Raw genomic sequence first — 22,876 nt, forward strand, 5'->3', positions numbered from 1 at the left:
CTCGCCTGGCGAGGGGCACATTATTTGTTCAGGCGCCCGCCGCCTGCCTGCATTCCAAAGAGGCTAATCCAGTGGCATTGACGATTCTTGGCCTGTCCGGCGCCCTCAGCCATGATCCCTCCGCAGCCCTCTATATCGACGGCAAGCTGGTAGCGGCGGCTGAAGAAGAACGCTTCGTGCGTGATAAGCATGCAAAGAACCGCATGCCCTACGAATCCGCAAAATTTTGCCTTGAGCAGGCGGGTATCAAACCTTCCGACGTTGATGTGGTAGCGATCCCGTTCGCTCCGATCAGCTTGTTCGGAAAGGCGCGCTGGCACTACGCCAAGCGTTATTGGTACGCCCCGGACCGCGCCCTTGACGCGATCCTGATGGGCAACCGTCGCTACAAGCGCTATCGCAACAAGATCGTGTTCTGCCTTGAGCAACTGGGTTTTGACCCGAAGAAAATCAAGATCGAACCGGTTGAGCATCACCTGGCCCACGCTTCCAGCGCTTACCACTGCTCGGGTTTCAAAGAAAAAACCGCGATCCTGGGTATCGACGGCAAGGGTGAGTACGCCACGACGTTCTTCGGCTACGGCGAAAACGGCAAGATCACCAAGATCAAGGAATTCTTCGATCCTGACTCCCTGGGCGGCCTGTACGGCGCGATCACCGAGTTCCTCGGTTTCGAGATGCTGGACGGTGAATTCAAGGTCATGGGCATGGCGCCGTACGGCGACGCCAGCAAATACGATTTCTCGCGTCTGGCCTCGTTTGAAAACGGCGAACTGGTGATCAACACCGAATATGCCAACGTGATCGGCCTGCGTCGCTACAAAGAAAAAGGCAAGGGGTTCTACTTCTCGCCAAAACTGATCGAGTGGCTGGGGCCAAAGCGCGAAGGCGATATCGCCGACGAGCCGTACATCCACTACGCGGCCAGCATGCAGGCGCTGTTTGAAAAACTGTCGCTGCAAATGATCGACCACTACCTGGGTGACATCCTCAAGGAGACCGGCAAGATGGCCTTTGCGGGCGGCTGCGCGTTGAACGTGAAGCTGAACCAGAAGATCATTGCCCGTCCTGAAGTCAAGGAGCTGTTCGTGCAGCCTGCGTCCGGCGATGCCGGTACGGCGGTGGGTGCGGCAGCCTACGTGTCCCATGCTCGCGGCGTGCCGGTCGAGAAGATGGAACACGTCTACCTCGGCCCTGCGTACAGCAACGAAGATGTGATCGCGGCCTGTGCCCGTCACCCTGGCAAGCCTGCGTATCGCAAGATCGAAGGCACCCCGGAGAAGATCGCCAAGATCATGGTCGACGGCAACCCGGTGGCCTGGTTCCAGGGCCGCATGGAGTTCGGTCCGCGTGCATTGGGCGGCCGTTCGATCATCGGTTGCCCGAGCAGCGAAGGCGTGGCTGACCGTATCAACGAACAGATCAAGTTCCGCGAGCGCTGGAGGCCTTTCTGCCCGTCGATGCTCGACACCGTTGGCCCGCAGATGATCAAGGTCGATCATCCGGCACCGTTCATGACCTTCACCTTTGAAGTGTCGGACGAGTGGAAAACCCGCGTGCCAGAGGTTGTCCATGAAGATGGCACCTCCCGTGCCCAGGTGCTCAAGCGCGAATACAACCCGCGTTACTACGACATGATGAAGGCGCTCGAAGTGCTGACCGGTAACGGTGTGTCGCTGAACACGTCGCTCAACCGTCGTGGCGAGCCGATGGTCTGCTCGCCGACGGACGCGCTGAACATGTTCTTCGGTTCCGATCTGCAGTACCTGATCATGGAAGATATTTTGGTAGTTAAAGACGGCGCCGAGACTTATGAATCGCTCGACTGAGCGTCATGTGCTGCAGTTCTGCCACGGCTATGACGGGCCGTTTCTGGACTGCGCACGCCAGTACGCCAGCCTGTTTTCCGGCACCGGGTACAAGGTCACCACGGTCTTTCTGACCGGGGCGGCCGACCCTGAAGTAGCTGCAGGCTGTGGCTCTGATGAAGTGCTGTTCATGGAGTTCAGCTCCAGGGCCATCCGTGGCCTGAAGCTGGGCGCCATCGCCAGGCTGCGCAAGATCGCAGCTTCGCGCCCTTTCAGTTTTTGCATTGCTCACCGCTTCAAGCCGATTTATATCGCTTTGTTGGCCACCGGTTTGCCGGTGATCGGTGTGCATCATGCCTTTGGCGACTATGAGCGGCGCAGCCGAAAACTGTTCGCCCACCTGTTTCGCAAGCGCCTGAGCCTGCTCGGTGTTTCGGATGCGGTGCGCGACGACATGCGCCAGTGTCTGCCCAAGTGGCCGACCGGTCGAATCAACACGCTTTATAACCGCATCGATATCGATACCGTTCAAGCCGATCAATTGTCAGGCACTCCGGCGCGTGAAGCACTGGGGCTGTCGGTCGATGGTTTTATTGTCGGCAACGTCGGTCGCCTGCATCCGGACAAGGACCAGGCTACGCTGATTCGCGGTTTTGCCACGGCGTTGCCCAATCTGCCTGCTGACAGTCAGTTGGTGATCATGGGCAAGGGCCGTCTGGAGCAAGATCTCAAAGCGCTGGCCAATGAACTCGGGGTCGGCGAGCAGGTGCTGTTTTTGGGTCAGGTGCCCGATGCACGGCGCTATTTCCGGGCGTTTGATGTGTTTGCGCTGAGCTCCGATCACGAACCGTTCGGCATGGTGCTGCTTGAGGCCATGGCCGCGGGCGTGCCGTTGCTGGCCACCGCGTGTGGCGGTGCTAAAGAAGTGGTCGAGGGTGTGGGCATTCTGTTTCCACTGGGCGATGCCGAACATCTGGCCCAGGGCCTGCAGCACTTGGCGCGACTCGATGACGAGCAGCGCCTGGCCTGTGCCGAGCTGATGCTGGAACGCTTGCATGAGCGCTTCAGCGATGAAGCAGTGCGCGATACCTTCTGGCGCCTGGCGCAAGTCACCGACCTGACTGCGGAGTCCTGATGCTCAATCGATTTCAAGGCTGGCGCGAGCGCGGCTGGAGCGTTGTGGATGCTGACACCTATGCAGGTGCCTGGCAGCGTTTTGGTGGCAGCGTGGCGACCCATCCGCTGGTGGTTGAGCGCCTGGCGCAGTTGGCGGGTATCCCGGTGCGGTATCTGGCCTGGGAGCAAGGCGGCGAACTGCAGGCGGCGATCCCGACCTGGGGGCGCGACCTGGCCTTGTCCAAGGATGTGCTCAAGCGTCACGGCAAAAAAGGCCTGTTCGATCTGGGCAATGCCGAACTGATCCTGCCCGCCGCTGCGGATGCTCAAGCGCCGTTGCGTCACCGTGGGCGTTATCTGTCACAGCTCAATGAAGGCCGCTTCAGCACCCTGAAGCCTCAGGCCGAGCAGTTGGCGATGGCCCGCACGCCCGAAGAATTGTCGAAAAAGTTTCGCTACAACCAGCGCCGCGAATTGCGTTTGCTGGAGGAGGCCGGCGGCGTTGTGCGCCCGGTTTCGGAGTTTTCCAGCGTTGAGCTGGCGAGCATCTATTGCGATTTGTTCCTGCGGCGCTGGGGTTTTGTCGCCACCGGTGCCGAACGCATGGCCGAAGTGATCGAGCTGTTGCGTGAACTGTTGATCGGTTCGGTGATTTTCCTCAATGATGCGCCGATTGCGATTCAGCTGGTGTACCGAGCCGAGTCCCCGGAGTGGATCAGCGTGGAGTACGTCAATGGTGGCGTCGATCCTCAGACCCGCGAATTCAGCCCTGGCAGCGTGTTGAGCTTTATCAATACCCAGTCAGCCTGGGAGCAGGCCCGCAGCGTCGACAAACCTTTGCGCTTTTCGTTTGGCCGGGCTGACCGTGAGTACAAAGAGCGTTGGTGTAACCCGGTGCCCGTGTTCAAGGTCTGAAACATACGAATACAAACCTTGTGGTAGCGGGCTTGCTCGCGATGGTATCACTGCGTTTTTTTGACATGCCGTAGTGCCTGCATCGCGAGCAGGCTCGCTCCCGCGGGAGTTCAATCACAAGAGCCAAGTCATGAGCCAGCCCATGAGTCGCAAACAACAGCTCCTCAAGCGCCACCGGCGCAACAAGCGCATTAGCCTGCTGATAGGCCTGCTGGTGCTGATTGCCAGCGGTGTGCTGTTGGCCTGGTGGCTGGTCCCGGTGTTGGTGGTGCTGGGCTGGGTAGCCCACGAAGCCTGGTTTGCCGATCACTTGTTCTATTCGGCCCAGGACGATTACCGGTACAACTTTGCTGCCGACGCTGAGCAACCGGCGGTACGCCTTGAAGGCGACAAGCTGAGGGTTGATCAGCCGTTGATACTGGATGGCGATGAAACCCTGATTCTGGCGATCACGATCAAAAGTGGCTGGCTGGGGCGGTTTTTTGATCCGTATGTACAACTGTCGGGCAGCGACTCTGCGGACAGGCAAACCTTCGAGCGTGGGGTCAATGGTCTGCGCTATCTGAATATCAGTGGTTGCGGCTCGGCCCTGGTCGATGGCGCACTGCATGTGCGTGGTCGTTTTTGCCGCGTCATGGGTCAGCCGCACCTGTGGGTTTTTCGCCAGCCCGATTACCGCGACCAGCGCGTGATGGTGATCGCTCCCCATGCCGATGACGCCGAGCTTGCTGCTTTCGGGCTGTACAGTCAGGCCAGGGAAGCCTGGATTGTGACCCTGACCGCCGGTGAAATCGAAGCCGGGCATTATCAGCAGATGGGGCTGGAACGCGCCGACGCAGCCCGACTCAAAGGCCGCTTGCGCGCCTGGGACAGCATGGTCGTGCCGCGTTGGGCCGGCGTACCTGAAGACCGTTGCGCGCAGTTGGGGTATTTTTGCCTGCAATTGCCCGCCATGCAGGCGGCCCCCGATCAACCTGTGGCTTCGCGAGAGGCTGACTTGAGCGACATTCGCGTGTTCCGCCAATTCAACCCGTTCCCGCTGCCCGGTGATCTGGACGGCGCCCCGACCTGGCATAACCTGCTGGCTGACTTGCGGGCGTTGATCCTTCGCGCTCGCCCTGAAGTGATCGTGCTGCCGCACCCGGCAATCGACCCTCACCCTGACCATATCTGTGCCCACGCTGCCGTGATTGAAGCCCTTGAAGGTCTTGAATGGCAGCCGTCCACCGTGCTCGGTTACGCCAACCACCTGCATGACAACGATCGTTGGCCGATGGGCAACAGCGGTGATGGCATTGCCTTGCCGCCGGTGTTCGATGCCTCGCTCAGCCTGCGACCGTACAGCCTGGCGCTGACCCTTGAGCAGCAGCGCGACAAGGCGATGGCGCTGGGCATGATGCATGACCTGCAACCCCGGGCCGCGCTCAAGCGCAGGGTGCGGCGGTCGATACAGCAGCTCTTGGCAGGTAGAAAGCCCTCGCCTTATGGCGAAAATGAATTCTTCCGTAAAGCGGTTCGGCGTCACGAACTGTTTTGGATAGTGAAAGAACATGATGCAACCGGGTTTCATCAGGGAGACTTATGAAGCGTTCCAAGGTTTTGCAATTGCAGCCCGATTACAACGTCAAATCCCATGACTTTGCCGATCTCGCCGAGCAGATCGTGCGCGCGCTCCCCCGAGAGCGCTACGAAATCACGGCGGCCTTTTTGCGTGGGCGTCCGGGCCCGGGCGAGCCGGTGAGCAAGGCGGATCACTCGGTGTATTTCGAGTTCAGCGACAAGTCGCTCAAGGGCATGCGCCTGCGCGCCATGTGGGCGTTGTACAAGTTCTGCCGTAAAGAGCAGTTTGATGTGGTGATCTGCAACCGTTTCAAGCCCGTGAACATGATGCTGCAACTCAACCGCTGGCTGAAAATCCCGCTGTGCGTGGGCATTTCCCACGGGTTCGGTGAATACGACCGCTTCTATCGTCGCAGCCAGGCCAAGCGCCTGATCGACAAGGCATGGCGTTTTGTAGGCGTGTCACCTGCGGTCAAACAGTACTTGCTCGACTGCAAGTGCGGTTTCACCGAGCAAAATACTTACGCGATTACCAATGCTATCGACATCGAGCAAGCCGAAGCCTTGCAGCTGCCACGCCAGCAGGCACGTGAACAGCTCGGCCTGGATCAGGATGCACGGATGATTGGCGCTCTGGGACGTTTGGTGCCGATCAAGGGCCATCGTTTCTTGCTGCAAGCCTTCGCCACATTGAAAGACAAATACCCGACAGCGCAGCTGGCAATCATTGGCGCCGGGCGTGAAGAGTCGCGCTTGCGCGAACAGATCGAGCAGTTGGGCCTCACTGGCCGTGCGCACCTGCTGGGTTTCCAGGAGAACGCACTGCAGTACGTGCGCGCCTTCGATATCTGGACCATGCCTTCGCTGGCAGAAGGCCTGGGGTTGGCGCTGCTTGAAGGCATGAGCGGGCATTTGCCTGTGATCGCAACCAATGTGCCGGCCATGTTGCCGCTGATTGAAGGCGCTGGCGGCCTGGCCGTGAAGCCCAGTGATGTGGCGACACTCACCGCCGCGCTGGATGAGTACCTGGCCTTGTCGGATCAGGCGCTGCAGGCCAAGGGTGAACAGGCGTATCGCTACTTGCAGGAGCACCACGACATTGAAGTGTTCCGTCAGCAGTATCTGGATTTGATCGACTCTGGCTTGAGCCAGGCACGCAAGGAGCACCCATGACAGATTCGCAACCCTTGGTAACGGTGATCATCGCCTCCTATAACCACGGGCCCTATATCGAGCAGAGCATTCAGAGTGTTCTGGATCAGACCTATCCCAATATTGAGTTGCTGGTGGTCGATGACGGTTCGCCCGATGACAGCGTCGAGCGCATTGAGCGCTTGCAGGCGGTGCATGGTTTCGACTTTCGGGTACAGCAGAATCAGGGTCTGACCAACACCCTGAATGGCGCGATTGCCCGTGCCAAGGGCAGCCTGATTGTGCCGTTCGGCTCCGATGACATCATGATGCCGGACCGCATTGCGGTGCAGGTCGCGTACATGGATGGCAAGCCCGAAGTGGGTATTTGCGCGGGTAATATCGAGTTGATCGATGCCGACGGCAACTTGTTCCCGGAGAAGCGCCAGCGCCGTGACGTGCCGTTCAGGCGTCTGGATTTCGATGACATGTTCCTTGAGCGCAAGCCTTATCCGCCAGCGCCAACCCTGATGATCCGCCGCGAAGCGCTGGACAAGGTGGGGGGCTTTGATCCGGCCATTCGCCTTGAAGATCTGTACATCGAGCTGAAAATTACCCACGCCGGGTACTTTATCGACGGCCTGAACGTGGTGATGGCGCGCTATCGCAAGCACGCCACCAACTCGTACAAGAACCATCGCTTCATGATCGACAGTATTTTGCGCATCTATGCGCTCTTCAGTGACCATCCGTTGTATGACGAGGTGCGCTACAAGTTTCTCAACTCCATGTTCCTGAAAACGGCCAACCGCAATCGTGCCCTGGCCCGTGAGTTGTTGGCACAGATCCCGTTCAGGCACTGGACGGGTAAAACCTGGCGAGGCTTGGGGCGGTTGTATTTTTCACCGCTGGAAAAAGACTGAGACGGGGAGTGCACCATGGGCTGGATTGAACGTTTTCGGGAGAAGCGCGCCAAGCGGTCGGCCAGTTGTGCAGTGACGATATTGAAGGCTTCTTGACCTGGGCCCGTCAGCGTCAGGACTGATCGCGGCCGTGGTCGGGAGCGCCCGAGGGCGCTCCGCTGATGTGTCAGGTTGCAGCGTTTGCCGTGCCCAGCTGTTTGATTTGCTGGCTCAGGCTGTTGACGGCCACCGGGTCGGCCAGGCTGGCGTAGCCGTCGAGTAGCGCCTGCAGTTGTTCTTCGAACAACCAGCGGCGATCTTCGGGGTAACGCTGCATGTGGCGCAGGTTGCGCTGGCGCAAGGCGATCCTGAGCGGCAAAGGGTAGAGGTGCATGTCGGCGATATCGATCAGGGCGAATTCGCCATCGTCCATCAGCAGCACATTGCCCAGATGTAGCGAGCGGAAGTAAATGCCCTTGTCGTGCAGTACCGCCAGGAACTTGCCGAAACGCTCCACCAGTGCCTGGCGAACCGCGGGCGAACCCATCGATTGCATGACCTGACGCAGGGTTTGGCCCGGCAGCGGCTGATACAGCACAGCCGTACTGCCATCCTTCAGTTGATACAGGTCCAGGATTTTCGGTGCGGCAATCCCCATGTCCTGCAAGCGCTCGCTGTTGACGGCAAAACGTTCGGAGTACGGGTTGAAACTGCCGGATGTATAGCAGCGACGCCCGCGGAACAGCTTGAGGAAGTTACCGTTTTCCAGGCGCAGGACTTTGGGGCCCAGACCATCTTCTTCAATCACCTGCGCATGGGCCTGAAGGGTGTCGAACGCCGCCTGGGAAAGGTTGCGAACAGGTCGGTCGCGCAAAGTCTTGAGGCGCTGGTTGATGCTCAGAGCAGCAATCAGGGCCAGGGGAATCCACAGCAGGTACCAGTGTTCTTTCGGCCTTGGCAGTATGCCGCCGCCTTCGGTCAGGCCGGCACCAATGCCGTACACCAGCCAGGCAGACGCCAGGATGAACAGCGGTTGCACGCGATGGCGCCAGCTGCTGTAAAGCCCCCAGACCTGCATGAACAGCCAGGGCGTGAAGCCCAGAATGCCGGTGTAATACAGCACGCCGAGGGCGAAGTTGTGCGGTTCGCTTACGATGTAGCCGCCGGTACCCGGCAGTTCCAGGCCCAGAGTAGCTTCGTAGCCATAACCGATCCACGGGCGTTGTTCTATTAGCGCCAGCACCATGCTCCACAGATCAAGTCGAAATGAACTGCCACGGCTTATGAGCATTTCCCAGAACAGCGCGACCACCACGGCCCCTCCCACAACCAGCATGCTCATCAGCGCCAGTGAACGACGGTTCCAGCAGATAAAGCTCAGCCACACCATCGCCATGACCACTGCGACCAGAGGGGTTCTGGAGCCGGTGGCCAGCAGTGCTGCGAACATGATGGTAAAAGCAGGGATCGCGATAAACAGGATCTGCGGGCGCTTGCAGGTCATGCCCAGGGTGAGCCAGTAAATGCAAAAGAAGCCGAAGGCGTGGGAGCTCAGCAGCGGGTTGTCGAATGCGCCCGCACCGATCATCCGGTCTTCCGGGGCGAAATGACTGATGAACATGTACAGGTTATAGACAGTCGCTACCAAGGCAATCACAGCAGCGGCGAAGAACACCGGTTGCAGGCTTTCACTGCGGTATCGGGTCAGCAGCGCGCAGCCCCAGAACAGCATCAGCAGGTGCAAGGCCGGCTTGAGCGAATCCATGAAGTCTTCTTCGCCGTTGGTCCACATCAGGCTGGCCATCGCCCAGGCGGCAAACAACATGAAGCCGAGGACTATCGGGTCACGCAGAATCTCTTTCAGCTCTTTGGGCCGCAAGATGATCGCGATAAGGGTCGGAATACTGAACAGGCCGTAATACAACTTGTGATGAAGACTGCGTCCTGGCAGAAAATAAAGGTCGGATAGAAGCAATAAAAGACCGACAGGTAGTAGCCACAGGCAGATGAAATCAAACACCCGCTGCTTTGAATAATTTAAGTAGCTGAATTGCATGCTGAAAGGTTCATTCCAGGTTTTGGACGGCCATACTAGCGTACTGGCCCTGAAGTGTCGTTTTTACTGCCCTGGGAGGCTGGGGCTCAAGCGGCAGTCAGTACACCAGAGAAGCTGTGATAAAGTCAGCATCCTTTTTGACTAACCGCCGCGTGATATGACCGAATCCAGCCCCAGCACAAGCGAATCGAGCTTGAAGATATATCTGCGCCTGCTCAGCTATGTCCGGCCTTATGTCGGCCTTTTCCTGCTGAGTATCCTCGGGTTTCTTATTTTCGCTTCGACCCAGCCAATGCTTGGTTACATCCTCAAGTATTTCGTCGATGGCCTGTCCAATCCGGATGCAGTGCTGTTCCCCACTATTCCCTATTTACGTGATCTGCGCCTGTTGCAGGTCGTGCCGATACTGATCGTATTGATCGCCGCCTGGCAGGGCCTGGGTTCCTTCCTGGGTAACTACTTCCTGGCCAAGGTGTCTCTGGGCCTGGTGCATGACTTGCGGGTTCAGCTGTTCAATAACCTGCTGGTACTGCCCAATCGCTACTTTGACAAGCACAACTCGGGCCATCTGATCTCCCGTATCACCTTCAACGTGACAATGGTCACCGGCGCTGCCACCGATGCGATCAAGGTCGTCATCCGTGAAGGCATGACCGTTGTGTTCCTGTTTGGCTCGTTGCTGTGGATGAACTGGCGCCTGACGCTGGTGATGGTTGCGATCCTGCCGCTGATTGCCGTCATGGTGAGCACGGCCAGCAAAAAATTCCGCAAGCAAAGCAAGAAGATCCAGGTAGCGATGGGTGACGTGACGCACGTCGCCTCGGAAACTATCCAGGGTTATCGCGTTGTACGCAGTTTTGGCGGTGAAGCCTACGAGCAAAAGCGCTTTCTGGAAGCCAGTCAGAGCAACACTGACAAGCAACTGCGCATGACCCGTACCGGGGCGATTTATACCCCGATGCTGCAACTGGTCATCTACGTGGCCATGGGCGTCCTGATGTTCCTGGTGCTTTACCTGCGTGGCGACTCTTCGGCGGGCGACATGATTGCCTACATCACCCTGGCCGGTTTGTTGCCCAAGCCGATTCGCCAGCTGTCTGAAGTCAGCTCGACGATCCAGAAGGGTGTGGCCGGTGCTGAAAGCATCTTTGAGCAACTGGACGAGCAGCCTGAAGTCGACACCGGCACTGTTGAGCGCGACCACGTCAGCGGTCGTCTTGAAGTGCGTAACCTGAACTTCACCTACCCGGACACCGATCGTCAGGTGCTCAAGGACGTGACCTTCACGGCCGAACCAGGGCAGATGGTGGCGCTTGTGGGGCGTTCCGGTAGCGGCAAGTCGACGCTGGCGAACCTGATTCCGCGTTTCTATCACCACACGTCGGGCGAAATTCTGCTCGATGGTGTTGATATCGAGGACTACCGCCTGCTTAACCTGCGCCGTCACATTGCCCAGGTGACTCAGCATGTGACCCTGTTCAGCGACACCGTGGCCAACAACATTGCCTATGGCGATTTGGCGGGTGCCCCCCGTGCCGATATCGAAAAAGCGGCGCGTGACGCCTACGCGATGGACTTTATCGAGCAATTGCCACAAGGCCTGGACACTCAGGTCGGCGAGAACGGCGTACTGCTTTCCGGCGGTCAGCGCCAGCGTCTGGCCATTGCCCGGGCGTTGCTCAAGAATGCGCCATTGTTGATTCTGGATGAAGCCACCTCGGCGCTGGATACCGAGTCTGAGCGCCATATCCAGGCAGCACTCGACCACGTGATGAAAGGCCGTACCACGCTGGTGATCGCTCACCGCCTGACGACCATCGAGAAAGCCGATCTGATCCTGGTCATGGATCAGGGCCAGATTGTCGAGCGCGGTACCCATGCCGAGCTGATGGCGCAAAACGGCTACTACGCGCGCCTTCACTCGATGGGCCTTGATGCGCCTCAAACCTCGGGCGATATCGCCTAGCAGGGTGTCGCCGCTGCCGGAGTCTTCGGTAGCGGCGACACAATGCGTTCGCTATGCCTGATTCTCATTCGCTGCGATTAATACCGTGAACGGACCTGCGTTCACCCTGTGTTAATATCGCGCCCCTGTTCATTTTGTATGTGGGATCTCCATGAAGTTGTCCATGCCGCGATTCGATCAAGCCCCTGTCTTGGTGGTAGGCGATGTCATGCTCGACCGTTATTGGCATGGCGGGACCTCACGGATTTCGCCTGAGGCGCCGGTGCCGGTGGTCAAGGTCGAGCAAATCGAAGACCGCCCGGGCGGCGCTGCCAACGTTGCGCTCAACATTGCCGCACTGGGTGCGCCTGCCTCATTGGTCGGTGTGACCGGCGACGATGAAGCCGCCGACAGCCTGGCCAATCGGCTTGAAGGCGCCGGTGTTCGTGCATTGTTCCAGCGAATCGCGCACCAACCGACCATCGTCAAGCTACGGGTCATGAGCCGTCACCAGCAACTGCTGCGTATCGACTTCGAAGAACCGTTCGCCACTGACGCCCTGGCGTTGGGCGCCGAAGTTGAAAACCTGCTCGAAGGCATCAAGGTGCTGGTGCTGTCCGACTACGGCAAAGGCGCCCTGAAAAACCATCAGGTGTTGATCCAGGCTGCGCGGGCCAAAGGTATTCCGGTTCTGGCTGACCCCAAGGGCAAGGACTTCTCTATCTACCGTGGTGCAAGCCTGATCACGCCCAATCTCAGCGAGTTCGAAGCCATTGTCGGTGGCTGCACCGATGAGGCTGACCTGGTGGCCAAAGGCGCCAAGCTGATGGCTGATCTGGACCTGGGGGCCTTGCTGGTGACCCGTGGCGAGCATGGCATGACCTTGTTGCGTCCGGGCTTTGCAGCCATGCACTTGCCCGCTCGGGCACGTGAAGTGTTTGACGTTACAGGTGCTGGCGATACCGTTATTTCGACCCTGGCCGCCGCCATTGCTGCCGGTGAAGAACTGCCCCACGCCGTGGCGCTGGCCAATCTGGCGGCCGGTATTGTTGTCGGCAAGCTGGGTACGGCAGCCATCAGTGCGCCGGAACTGCGCCGGGCGATTCAGCGCTCCGAAGGTTCTGAGCGTGGTGTTCTGAGTCTCGATCAGCTGTTACAGGCCATCGAAGATGCACGGGCACATAACGAGAAAATCGTCTTCACCAATGGTTGCTTCGACATCCTCCATGCCGGTCATGTGACCTACCTGGAGCAAGCGCGGGCCCAGGGCGATCGCCTGATCGTTGCGGTCAACGATGACGCTTCAGTGAGTCGCCTCAAAGGCCCTGGTCGCCCGATCAATAGCGTTGACCGGCGTATGGCCGTATTGGCGGGTTTGGGCGCGGTGGACTGGGTGATCAGCTTCCCTGAAGCGACTCCAGAGAACCTGCTGGCCCAGGTCAAGCCGGATGTACTGGTCAAGGGCGGTGATTACGGGATCGATCAAGTGGTCGGTGCCGATATCGTGGCGGCTTATGGCGGTACGGTCAAAGTACTGGGGCTGGTTGAAAACAGCTCGACCACGGCGATTGTCGAGAAGATTCGCGGTCAGTAACGATCAAGCGGATGCAATGTGGGAGCGGGCTTGCTCGCGATAAGATCGCCCCGGTTTTTCTGAAGACCGCGTCGACTGTATCGCGAGTAAGGCCGCTCCCACACGTGCATTGCTTCGGGTTTAAACCTTCTTCACGACCTTTCTGAATATCTGCCGCGCCCTGCCGGTCAGGCGCTTGAGCCTGGACTCCGGTGTCGGCGGGCTCAAGCCTTGCTGCTTGACCCAATCCTTCCAGTGAATCCGCTCGTCGTGTACCACCCAACCGTCCTGAGGCGCAAAGCTCTCGGCCAGGCGCACGCCCCGGGTACTGGCAGGGTGCAGTTGGTCTTTGGTGAGGGTGTACAGCTCGGCGCAGGGCTGGCCATCGGTCAGCGGGATCAAGTACAGGTCCGGGTGCTTGCGGTCCAGGCGCGCGACCAGTTGATCGCCTTCCAGTCGCTCGTCGACATGAAACAGGCTCAGGGACTTGGCTTCCTTGGGGACCTCCAGGCGCAGGTCGTAAATCAGTTGCAGTGACGCCGTCGGTAAATGCACGTAGGCCCGTGGTCGTTCCAGCAGGGGCTGGCTGCCACAGCGAACGGGCCGCGCAGCTCCAGACAGTGGCGTCAGGCGAAAGGGCAGGGCTTCACGGTAATGCAGGGCGGCTGCATAGGGGGCCGGTAGCCACGTTTCGTTGAAGCGCCCGCTGAGCCAGCCTTCGGGGGTTTCCAGCAAGCACTCTTCGGCAATTTCCTGGATCGCCGTATGCAGGGGCAGGTTGACCTCATGGGCTGGCACATAGCCTGAAATCAGCTTGAGCACCACATCGCCCCGATCCTGCCTGCGCTGGCGCACCAACACCCAGTAGTCGCGGCCTTGCCAATGCAAGGTCAAGCGCACCGATACCCCAAGGTTTGCCAGTTCCAGGGAAAAGCGTTCATTGTTGGCCACTTTCACCGGTCGGCGTTTTTGCAGGGTTTGCGTGAAGTTCAGCGGCATGCCGACGCTTTGATAGCTCAGCCCCTCAGGTGTGGCTTCGACATACAACGGCAGGGTTTTGAAGTCGCTGGGGTTCTTGCGGATCAGCATGCGCGGCATCTTGGCTCCTTCTTGCGTCGGGGTCGGCCACATCGCCAGCTTCAGGTTTTACGCAGTACCTGCGCAACCGTCGCCACGTTATGGGCCAGGTGCAGCGGATTGATGGTGCCGACAATAGCACTGGCAACTCCGTGATGGCCAAATACCAGTTCGAAGCTGGCGCGTACCGGATCAACCCCCGGACTCAAGCAAACATGCCCGCTGGCCAATGCTTTTTTGACCAGAATGGCTTTGCCGCGGGCCGCGGCGAATTCGATAACAGGCAGCTCGGCCTGCTCGTTGAGGTTATAGGTGACCATCGCGCAATCGCCTGTTTCCAGGGCCTTGAGCCCGCCTTCAACGGTTTTGCCCGACAGGCCGAAGCCGCGAATCTTGCCTTCGCGTTTCAGTTCGGCAAGGGTCTCGTAGACCTCGCACTCATTGAGAATCGCAAGGTCATTGCCGTCAGAGTGCACCAGCACCAGATCGATGAAATCCGTTTCCAAACGTTGCAGGCTGCGCTCCACCGAACGCCGAGTATGGGCTGCGCTGAAATCATGGCTCGACTGGCCGTTGACGAACTCTTCGCCCACTTTGCTGACAATCACCCAGTCCTGGCGTTGGCCGCGCAAAAGCGGGCCCAGGCGTTCTTCACTGCGGCCGTAGGCGGGCGCGGTGTCGATCAGGTTGATGCCCAAGTCACGGCTGAGCTTGAGCAGCATTCGCGCTTCGTCATCCCCCGGTATCTGAAAACCGCTGGGGTACTTGACCCCCTGGTCGCGGCCCAGCTTCACGGTGCCAAGGCCCAGTGGCGAGACCAGCAGGCCGGTACTGCCCAGCGGTCGATAAAGCTCGTGCAGGGTTGGCTGGCTCATGGCAACAGTTGCTCCCAGGCGGTCTTGCCCAGAGGCGGGCGCGGTAGCGCAGGCAGGGCTGGGGCATTGCCCGGCTTGATACCGTCGTTTTCCAGTGCCTGGATCACGCGATCCGAGAAGTCAGGTGCCAGTGCCAGCTTGGTAGGCCAACCCACCAACAGGCGGCCTTGATCCGCCAGGTAGGCGTTGTCCGGGCGCACCAGGCCCGACTGCGCAGGCTCGGCGCGGTTGACCCGCAACGTGGCCCATTGCGCCTGGCTCAGATCGACCCACGGCAGTAAATTGCCCAGCTCTTTTTTGGCCACGGCGATTTGCTCGGCAGGTTCGCGGGCAACACCATCGGCTTCGGCGATGTCTCCGCCCAGGTACCATACCCACTCACCATCAGCGGCCGGGTGAGTGGTGACGGTAATGCGCGGCTTGGGGCCACCGCCCAGGCAATGGGCGTAGAGCGGTTTGAGGCTAGGACCCTTGACCAGCACCATGTGCAATGGACGCAGTTGCTGGGCTGGAACACTGATACCGGCACTGGCCAGTAGCTCGGCATTGCCTGCACCTGCGCTCAATACAATGCGCTGGGCATGAATGTCGCGTCCGTCGACCCGCAGGCCGATCAGCTCGTTGTTTTCAAACAGGGGTTCAATGGTCTGGCCGGCCAGCAAGCCGTCGCCCGCCAACTCGGCCAGACGCTCGATCAGGCTGGGAACATCGACCACCAGCTCCGCCAGGCGATAGACCTTGCCCTTGAAGCGCGGGTCTTGCAGGGCGGGGGGCAATTGGTCGCCTTTTACTTGATCGACCCGGCCCCGTACGGCCTTGCTGGCAAAGAAGCTGGTGAGGTTGCCCGCCAGCGTGCCGGGTGACCACAGGTAATGGGCTTCGGAGAGCAGGCGCACGCCGCTCAGATCCAGTTCGCCATCACCGGCCAGGGCTTCACGCCAGCGCCGGGGCATATCGGCGATGGCTTCAGAGGCGCCGGTCAGGGCGCCATGCAACGCGTACTTGGCGCCGCCATGAATGATGCCCTGAGATTTCACGCTCTGACCGCCGCCCAGGCTTTCACGTTCGACCACAATCGTGGAAAACCCCTGACGTCGCAGGCGGGCATTGAGCCAGAGGCCGGCAACACCAGCGCCGACAATCAGCATGTCGGTGGAAATAACAGATGGCATGAGCGACCTCAGCGTTTAAAGACAAAGACCGCAAGTATACAGTCTGATCTTCAACCTGCCTTGACCTGTAAATACTCTATGGCAGACGCAACTTGCCTGGGTAGTCGCTGACGAGGAACGAAGGCTGCGAGCTCTTGATCTGGAAGAGCTCGCAGCCTTCGTTCCTCGTCAGCGACTACAGGGTGGGCTGTTTCAGTGCCCCGCGGTTTTGGAAAACAGCTGGATAACAACCACCCCCAACACAATCAGGCCCATGCCGAGCATGGCAGGCACATCGAGCTTTTGCCCGTAGATAAACAGTGCCGCGATGCTCACCATCACGATGCCCATGCCTGCCCACACGGCGTAAGCCACGCCTACCGGGATGGTACGAACCACCAGAGTCAACATCCAGAACGCAGTGGCGTAGCCGGCAATCACCAGAACCAGAGGCAATGGCGTGCTGAAGCCCTTGATCGCTTTCATGGAGACGGTTGCAATCACTTCGGCGCAAATGGCGATGGCCAGATAGTAGTAGGCGTTCATGGTGGAGTCCTGAGTGTGGTGCGGGGCAATTTAACAGCTAGCCATTCTAGTAGTTGTGAAAGTGTGTAGTGCGTTCTGGTTGCGACAGGGAAGGGGCTATTCGGTGCCATCATCGTGAATACTTTTTCAAGTAAACTCCGTGCCCATGAATAGAACTCTCTACACCTTGCTGTTTCATCTGGGGCTGCCGCTGGTGGCGATTCGTTTGTGGCTGCGGGCGCGCAAGGCGCCAGCCTATGCCCGGCGTATTGGCGAGCGTTTTGCCTTGAACCTGCCGGTCATGCAGCCGGGAGGGATATGGGTACATGCGGTGTCTGTAGGCGAGAGCATTGCCGCCGCGCCCATGATTCGCGAGCTGCTCAAGCGTTATCCACAGTTGCCGATCACCGTGACCTGCATGACGCCGACCGGGTCCGAGCGGATCCAGGCGCTGTTCGCAAACGAGCCGCGCATTCAGCATTGCTACCTGCCCTACGATTTGCCGTGGGCGGCGGCGCGCTTTCTGGATCGGGTCAAGCCCAGGCTTGGCGTGATCATGGAAACCGAGTTGTGGCCCAACCATATCCACCAGTGCGCCAAGCGCGGGATCCCGGTGGCGCTGGCCAATGCCCGGTTGTCTGCGCGTTCGGCCAAAGGCTATGCGCGGTTTGCGGGCCTGACCCGGCCCATGCTCGAAGAAATGAGCCTGATCGCCGTGCAGACCGAGGCCGAGGCTGAGCGTTTTCGGCTCCTGGGCGCGCGCCCTGAATGCGTTGAGGTCACCGGCTCGATCAAATTCGACCTGAGTATTGATCCTCAACTACTGATCAAAGCCCGAGCGCTGCGTGAGCAATGGCAGGCGCAAGAGCGTCCGGTGTGGATTGCTGCCAGCACCCACGAGGGCGAAGACGAGATCGTGTTGTCGGCCCATCGTCAATTGCTCGCCAGTTACCCCAATGGGCTGCTGATATTGGTGCCGCGTCATCCTGAACGATTCAATTCGGTATTCCAATTGTGCCAGCGCGAAGGGTTTGCCACCGTGCGCCGCTCAAGCGGTGAGCCGGTTGCGGCTCAAACCCAAGTGCTGCTGGGCGACACCATGGGTGAATTGCTGTTTTTGTATGCCTTGGCAGACAGCGCCTTTGTCGGTGGCAGCCTGGTGCCCAACGGCGGGCATAACCTGCTGGAACCGGCGGCGCTGGCCAAGCCCGTGCTGAGCGGGCCGCACCTGTTCAACTTCCTCGAAATTGCCGCCAAGCTGCGCGAAGCCGCAGCCCTGGAAGAGGTCGAGGATGCGCAAGGTCTGGCCCTCGCCGTGCAGCGCCTGTTTGAGTTGCCGCAAGACGCACAGCGCATGGCTGAGGCAGGCCTCAAAGTCATGCAGCTCAATCAAGGCGCCTTGCAGCGATTGCTCGACGGCCTGGCGCGCTTGATGGCGCGCTGAGCCTATTGGGCCACTGGCAGAAACCAGCGTTCTGCCAGTGGCCGGCCGATCTGGCCACGGTGGACGTTGACAATGGCTTGTCCGCTTTTTGCATTGGCCAGCTGCGACCAATAGCTGAGCGTGCGTTGTGCCTTGGTCTTCAAATGAGCCACGGTATAGTTCTGCTTCAAGGTGTCGGCCTCGGCATAGTGAAAGTGGGCATACCACAGCGCCTCACCCCTACGGTCGTTGATGGCATATTCCTGGATAAAGTCCCGGCGCTCGCCCGTTAACTGGATGCGCCTGCCAAGACCGGCAATCTGGACCAGCTCCTGATCAATCAGGTACTGCAGGTTGCCATGGGTCGGTGGCAGTTCCAGGCTCAACTGAATGCGCATGGCCTTGCCTTCAGTCACCATCTGCTGCGCCGCATTGCGCATCCTGTCGACCAGGGTTTGATCGTCCTGCAGGCGAGCGTCGTCTGGCTGTGCTTGCAAGGCGACGTGCATTTCGGTGGCCAGTTTGTCGAGTTTTTGGGCTTCGTGGGTCAGCAGTTCTTCGACCTCCTGGGGGTGACGTGACAGGGCCTTGTACTGCCCGGCCTTGCGCAGATGACCTTCGAACTGGCTGAACAGCTTGCGCGCATCGCCTTTGATGACGTTGAGAGGTCGGGTGTGCGGTGCTGGCGCGGGGTGATCGGCCGTGATTTCGACCCATTCGTCGCCATGTTGCAAGTAGGTTGAGAGCAGGTGTTTGTCGTAGTCAGAACGGACTTCAATGACCTCCTTGTGCCATTCGCTGTCGGCGGGTCTTAGCTCGCCAATCAACTTGCCTTTGCCTCGCACACTGATCATTTTTTTGGGTCTCACGCCCGCAGTCGAAGGTGTGCGTTTGCGTGGCTTCTTGGCTGGCGGTTGAGCCGGTGGCCTGATTTCGGCCGCCAGTTGGCGGGTGACGTCCTGGTAAAGATCGGTGACCAGGGCAGATAGCTGGTTGAAGTATTCGAGGTTTAGTTCATCGCCGTAAACGATGCCAATTCCTTGCAAGGCATCCAGCGCCTGCCCGTAGCACTCCACCAGACTGCCCAGAATTTCGAGGCGCTTGCTGGCGTCGAACTCCAGAAGGTTGAGCTGGTTATGGGTGTGTACATGCTCTTTAAGCGGATCAATCGTGATGTCCAGGCTGCCCTCTACCATGCTGCCTGCCAAGGGCATGGAACTGGACAGTTTCAGGCAGTCCAGCTGAAAGCTTTTGAGGCTCAGGCTGGTGTGCGCGTCGGCGGGAATCTCCAGCACCAATTTGCCGGCAACGGTGGCCCCGGCTTCGCTGAGGTTGAACAGTTCTTCCAGGTAGTGGTTTCTTTGTTCGATGCGGTTGATGGTGGCCTGGTTGAGTGCCACTTGCTCATGCATGAACTGGGCGAAGCCTGCCCTATCGACTTCTGCCGCAGCCGCCGCAGCTGCTTCCTGACCCGGGGTGGTGAACTGTGCCCATTTCTGCAGCAGCGCTCGTTGCTCGCCTGCCGCAATGGCCATGGAAAAATTGCGGTTGTCGTAGGACTTTTCGAGCAAGGACACCACGATGCTTTCGTGAAAGGGGATCTTGAGCTCAATGCGCTCCTGCTTGCTGGCCAGCAGTGCCTGGTAAGCGCTCAATTCGGCGTGCAGGGCTGTACTCAGTTTGTCACGCAGGCTGGCCAGCTGTTGCTCGGTGAAACGGGGGTCGGCGTTAGCGTTTTTCAGGGCCTTGTGAGTGATATCAACGGCTCTTTGCAGAGGTATTTCCCGTGGGAAAAAATCTTTCAGATCATTGCCCAGCTGGGTTATCCGCTGCGCCCTGTGTTGTTGAAAGGCGGCGATACGCTTGGGCGGCATACCGCCCAGCAAGCGTAATCGCAAATCAAGCGACCAGTTGCCATGGCCGTCTGATTGCAGGCTGGGGCCCGGGTGGCGGGGATCGGTGATGGACACGATGACCGCCGTGCCTTCAGGGTCGACATCGACGGCGTACAGGTTCTGATCGATCAAGGCATGCCAGGTCCGGTCGAGGTAATACAGCCCCTTGCGGGGGCCGTCGGGGTGTGCGGTCGGCAGCGCAGGGGGACGCGTCACCTTGAACTCGGCCAGCCGTTCGCGCTGGCTGGGTGTCAGTTGATTGCGGGCATTGGCGAAGCTTAAATCCAGCACGGCGCTTTCTGCGTTGGGCAATTGGCCGGGCAGCGCCACGCTGCCGGAGATAACGCGAGGCGGCGCTGGCTCGGGCCAGACCTGCGGCACGCGCAGGGTTGTAAACGGGCGCATGGCTTGCGTCCGCAGCCCGGTGGGCAGTGCCGTGAGTACGCTGCGGGAACCGGGAGCCTCGTGAAGCAGCAACAGCCCGACGTTGAGCAGTATGTCGGCGGCGGCCTGCTCCCGGACGGTCGGGTCATTACTTACGAGTGCGGGGATAGTCTGGCTGGCCAGGCCCATCAGGCCCAGCAACCCGCCCGTCACCATCAGGGGCGCCGGCACCGCCGGCAGCATCAGCAGGCTGTTGAAAATCAGACCGCCACCCTCCAGCAGTACGGCCCAGCGGCTTTCACTGTTGGTCACCGATTCTGCGTTGGCCTGTTCCACCAGAGCCCTGGCATTGCAGCCGTACAGGAACTGCATCAATTGGCCGTTGTTCAGGTATTGCAGCAACTCGTCGCTGATGCCGTTAACGGCCAGCAGCGCGGGCTTGGGCGCTTCAATGGGGTCGTATTCGCTACCCAGGCCAAAACGTACAAAGTGGGGTTCCTTGAAACCTCCGTGGTCGTAGATCGGGCGGGCCCTGTCACTTAACCAGGTGATGACGCTGGCTTGCAGCTCTCCGGGCTCGGCGATAGCGTCCAGCAAGGCGTCACGGGTGCTGAACTCCAGCAAGGAGGGGGCGTAGAGCGGGCGGTACAGCACATGCGGGCCATGTTCAACGTTGGCGGGTTCAATGATGAACATGTTGTTGACGATGTCCGGCACCGCTTCGGGCTGTCGCACCAGCGCCAGGTGACGGATCACCACTGGCGCGCCCTCGACCACGCGATCGGCGGCGCGATTTTGCACCACCGCAGCGACATAACTGGCGCCCAGGGTGGTCATGGAGCCTTCTTGCTTGAGGCGCAGTTCCAGGGCTTGGAGTGGCAGTTGCGCGCGCAGGTGCTCGGCGAACAGTTTTTCGCGCGCCTGGGCGTCGGGTGTGTTGCTCAGCAGCAAGCTTTCAAGGCGCTCGGGGTAGGCTTTACCGATGTTGACCTGTTCAATCAGGCCGCCGCGTCGTGTGATGTAATCGGGCGTCAGCCACTGGGGAAGGTCCAGACCCAGATGGTGGCGCACGCTCAGCGTGCCTTTGGGACGACCGATCAGGTTTTTCAGGGCCAGGTCGGTCAGGCTCATGGTCACGGGCTCCACGACACCCAAGGTGCCATAAGCCCCGGCGACTGTCAGAAAGGTCAGCTCGATTTCGTCGGGGCTCAACAGCTCGCTGAGCGCGTGTACGGGCGTGTCCAGCTCAAATTGCAGTTGATCGGTGCGCATTTTTTGATGCAGCACATCGGCGGCGTACGCACGCAGCGTACTGATGTCGGACAGGTAGGTCCGGCCCTGGCTGTTTTTTTTCGCCGCGGCCAAGGCCAGGCTGTACTGGCGAAAGTGGGCCTGATCGGCAGCACTCGCGTTTTTCAGCCAGTCGGGCAAGTGTTGCTTGAGGGTTTCAAGGGTGCGCAGATTGGCTTGAGGGGCGGCGACAAAATAGCGGGAGGGCTCGGTGATATGCCTGTATACCTTGTCCAGCGCCTGCCAACCGACGCTGGAAGGCAGTTCAAGCAAGCCAATACTCTCCAGCTGCCGGTTAAGGAGGGCAGCGCTGGCGGCGTCGAATACATTGCCGTCGAGCTCATATTGTTCAAGACGAATTTCGTCAACGCTGAAGGACCGGCTGATCTTTCGGGCCCAGCCCCGGCCCAATGAATCCTGATTTCGATAGGTCAGGGTCTTGCCGTTGGCATTGCACACGAGTATGTGCTCCGGGGTCACCAGGACGATTCGTGAACTCATCCCGGAGCGGGTCTCGCCTGCATTCACGAGCGTGGCCTTGAGCCAGTAAGCGTGAACAGCGTTTTGTGCGTGTTGACGGACACGCTCTTCAAGTTCGGGGGCGTTGATCACTTGGTTGATGGCCTCACGGGCTGTCTGAGGCAGGTCGGATTGCTGGAGGGCGCCGATGCGCAAGGTGTCTTTCAGCACATCGCTGAGCCATTGCCAACGGCTGACGCCGGTATCCGCCGGGTTCTGACCAAAAGTTGCTCAAAGCATTCTGCAGGCCAATGGGCAGGCGCCAGGTCAGCTCTTTGACCAGGCGCTCGATGACGCGCATATCCAGCTCGCCCTCTTCGGGCTTGAGCCAGTCGGGAGCGTCATCGGTCAGGTAGTAGGGTTGTGTATTGATCGGGCTTAGATCCAGTTCGGCGCCTGTGCCCAGGTAATCCAGCACCTTGGGCATGAATGGCTGCAAGTCCCAGCCCCCTTGAGGCCGGGGGACGGCGAGGCGGGTGCGGGCCAGATCAATTTTGAGGGTGGGGTACTCTTGGGCAATGGCCGCCGCGAGCATTTGCCGGGTGACAGATTCAAGTGAGGGCGGGTTGGCGAATTGTTCCCGAACGGCGTTTTGTGCAGGGGCGAGATGGGGCGTTGTCATAGGGGGTTCCTTGAGAGTGCCAGAAGGTCACACGACCGGTGCCGTATTAACTTCTGGTGCTCACAAGGAGGGGTGGTAGCTGGATAGTTCTGTGAATCCCCCCCTGCGG

The 22,876-nt window shown here is 59.6% G+C and carries 16 protein-coding genes; 9 read left to right on the forward strand and 7 right to left on the reverse strand.

The window, feature by feature from the left end:
* The first annotated feature begins 71 nt into the window (after nucleotides 1-71).
* The 6 genes from AC19YQ_RS06000 to AC19YQ_RS06025 all read left to right on the forward strand — a co-directional run bounded on the left by AC19YQ_RS06000 (nucleotide 72) and on the right by AC19YQ_RS06025 (nucleotide 7,453).
* Nucleotides 72-1,829 (forward strand): carbamoyltransferase family protein, encoded by a 1,758-nt coding sequence (locus AC19YQ_RS06000; RefSeq protein WP_133076683.1) that lies wholly within the window; start codon nucleotides 72-74, stop codon nucleotides 1,827-1,829.
* Complete coding sequence (locus tag AC19YQ_RS06005; RefSeq protein WP_339474840.1) at nucleotides 1,813-2,943, forward strand: glycosyltransferase; 1,131 nt, start codon at nucleotides 1,813-1,815, stop codon at nucleotides 2,941-2,943. The genes AC19YQ_RS06000 and AC19YQ_RS06005 overlap by 17 nt, the downstream gene beginning before the upstream one ends.
* On the forward strand, nucleotides 2,943-3,839 hold the full coding sequence (locus tag AC19YQ_RS06010; RefSeq protein ID WP_133076681.1) for an antimicrobial resistance protein Mig-14: 897 nt from the start codon (nucleotides 2,943-2,945) through the stop codon (nucleotides 3,837-3,839). Before AC19YQ_RS06005 ends, AC19YQ_RS06010 begins: the two co-directional genes overlap by 1 nt.
* Nucleotides 3,840-3,981: 142 nt before the next feature.
* Complete coding sequence (locus AC19YQ_RS06015; protein WP_500594782.1) at nucleotides 3,982-5,424, forward strand: PIG-L deacetylase family protein; 1,443 nt, start codon at nucleotides 3,982-3,984, stop codon at nucleotides 5,422-5,424.
* Nucleotides 5,421-6,572: a glycosyltransferase gene (locus AC19YQ_RS06020; RefSeq protein WP_133076679.1), complete on the forward strand. Its 1,152-nt coding sequence runs from the start codon at nucleotides 5,421-5,423 to the stop codon at nucleotides 6,570-6,572. The genes AC19YQ_RS06015 and AC19YQ_RS06020 overlap by 4 nt, the downstream gene beginning before the upstream one ends.
* On the forward strand, nucleotides 6,569-7,453 hold the full coding sequence (locus AC19YQ_RS06025; RefSeq protein ID WP_219262150.1) for a glycosyltransferase: 885 nt from the start codon (nucleotides 6,569-6,571) through the stop codon (nucleotides 7,451-7,453). The genes AC19YQ_RS06020 and AC19YQ_RS06025 overlap by 4 nt, the downstream gene beginning before the upstream one ends.
* A gap of 166 nt (nucleotides 7,454-7,619) precedes the next feature.
* Here the strand turns inward: AC19YQ_RS06025 and AC19YQ_RS06030 are convergent, their stop codons facing one another.
* On the reverse strand, nucleotides 7,620-9,488 hold the full coding sequence (locus AC19YQ_RS06030; RefSeq protein WP_500594783.1) for an O-antigen ligase family protein: 1,869 nt from the start codon (nucleotides 9,486-9,488) through the stop codon (nucleotides 7,620-7,622).
* Nucleotides 9,489-9,645: 157 nt separating this feature from the next.
* Here AC19YQ_RS06030 and msbA point away from each other — a divergent pair, with 157 nt between their 5' ends.
* Together msbA and hldE are read left to right on the forward strand one after the other, a co-directional pair.
* Entirely contained in the window at nucleotides 9,646-11,454 is a 1,809-nt protein-coding gene (msbA, locus tag AC19YQ_RS06035; protein WP_339474833.1) for a lipid A export permease/ATP-binding protein MsbA, read from the forward strand.
* 151 nt (nucleotides 11,455-11,605) lie between these two features.
* Nucleotides 11,606-13,027, forward strand: coding sequence for a bifunctional D-glycero-beta-D-manno-heptose-7-phosphate kinase/D-glycero-beta-D-manno-heptose 1-phosphate adenylyltransferase HldE (gene hldE / locus AC19YQ_RS06040; protein WP_339474831.1), 1,422 nt, complete (start codon nucleotides 11,606-11,608; stop codon nucleotides 13,025-13,027).
* A gap of 120 nt (nucleotides 13,028-13,147) precedes the next feature.
* On the opposite strand, the gene AC19YQ_RS06045 is transcribed toward hldE, so the two are convergent.
* From AC19YQ_RS06045 to AC19YQ_RS06060, 4 genes are all read right to left on the reverse strand, one after another.
* Nucleotides 13,148-14,104 carry a metal ABC transporter ATPase gene (locus AC19YQ_RS06045; protein ID WP_339474829.1) on the reverse strand — a complete coding sequence of 319 codons (957 nt, stop codon included), beginning with the start codon at nucleotides 14,102-14,104 and terminating at the stop codon, nucleotides 13,148-13,150.
* A 41-nt stretch (nucleotides 14,105-14,145) separates the two neighbouring features.
* The gene (locus AC19YQ_RS06050; protein WP_500594784.1) at nucleotides 14,146-14,958 is read right to left on the reverse strand and encodes an aldo/keto reductase; all 813 of its coding nucleotides are present in this window, start codon (nucleotides 14,956-14,958) and stop codon (nucleotides 14,146-14,148) included.
* A complete protein-coding gene (locus tag AC19YQ_RS06055; RefSeq protein ID WP_500594785.1) occupies nucleotides 14,955-16,130 on the reverse strand; it encodes an NAD(P)/FAD-dependent oxidoreductase in 1,176 nt (391 codons plus the stop codon). The genes AC19YQ_RS06050 and AC19YQ_RS06055 overlap by 4 nt, the downstream gene beginning before the upstream one ends.
* 192 nt (nucleotides 16,131-16,322) lie before the next feature.
* Nucleotides 16,323-16,655 (reverse strand): DMT family transporter, encoded by a 333-nt coding sequence (locus AC19YQ_RS06060; protein ID WP_016783272.1) that lies wholly within the window; start codon nucleotides 16,653-16,655, stop codon nucleotides 16,323-16,325.
* Between the two features lie 145 nt (nucleotides 16,656-16,800).
* On the opposite strand from AC19YQ_RS06060, the gene waaA reads away from it, so the two are divergent.
* Nucleotides 16,801-18,078 carry a lipid IV(A) 3-deoxy-D-manno-octulosonic acid transferase gene (gene waaA, locus AC19YQ_RS06065; protein WP_326427505.1) on the forward strand — a complete coding sequence of 426 codons (1,278 nt, stop codon included), beginning with the start codon at nucleotides 16,801-16,803 and terminating at the stop codon, nucleotides 18,076-18,078.
* A 2-nt stretch (nucleotides 18,079-18,080) separates the two neighbouring features.
* On the opposite strand, the gene AC19YQ_RS06070 is transcribed toward waaA, so the two are convergent.
* Both AC19YQ_RS06070 and AC19YQ_RS06075 read right to left on the reverse strand, forming a co-directional pair.
* A complete protein-coding gene (locus AC19YQ_RS06070) occupies nucleotides 18,081-22,316 on the reverse strand; it encodes a dermonecrotic toxin domain-containing protein (protein WP_500594786.1) in 4,236 nt (1,411 codons plus the stop codon).
* Entirely contained in the window at nucleotides 22,252-22,767 is a 516-nt protein-coding gene (locus AC19YQ_RS06075) for a hypothetical protein (protein ID WP_500594787.1), read from the reverse strand. The genes AC19YQ_RS06070 and AC19YQ_RS06075 overlap by 65 nt, the downstream gene beginning before the upstream one ends.
* Nucleotides 22,768-22,876: the final 109 nt, after the last annotated feature.

The organism is Pseudomonas sp. MF06569 (genome assembly GCF_059862735.1).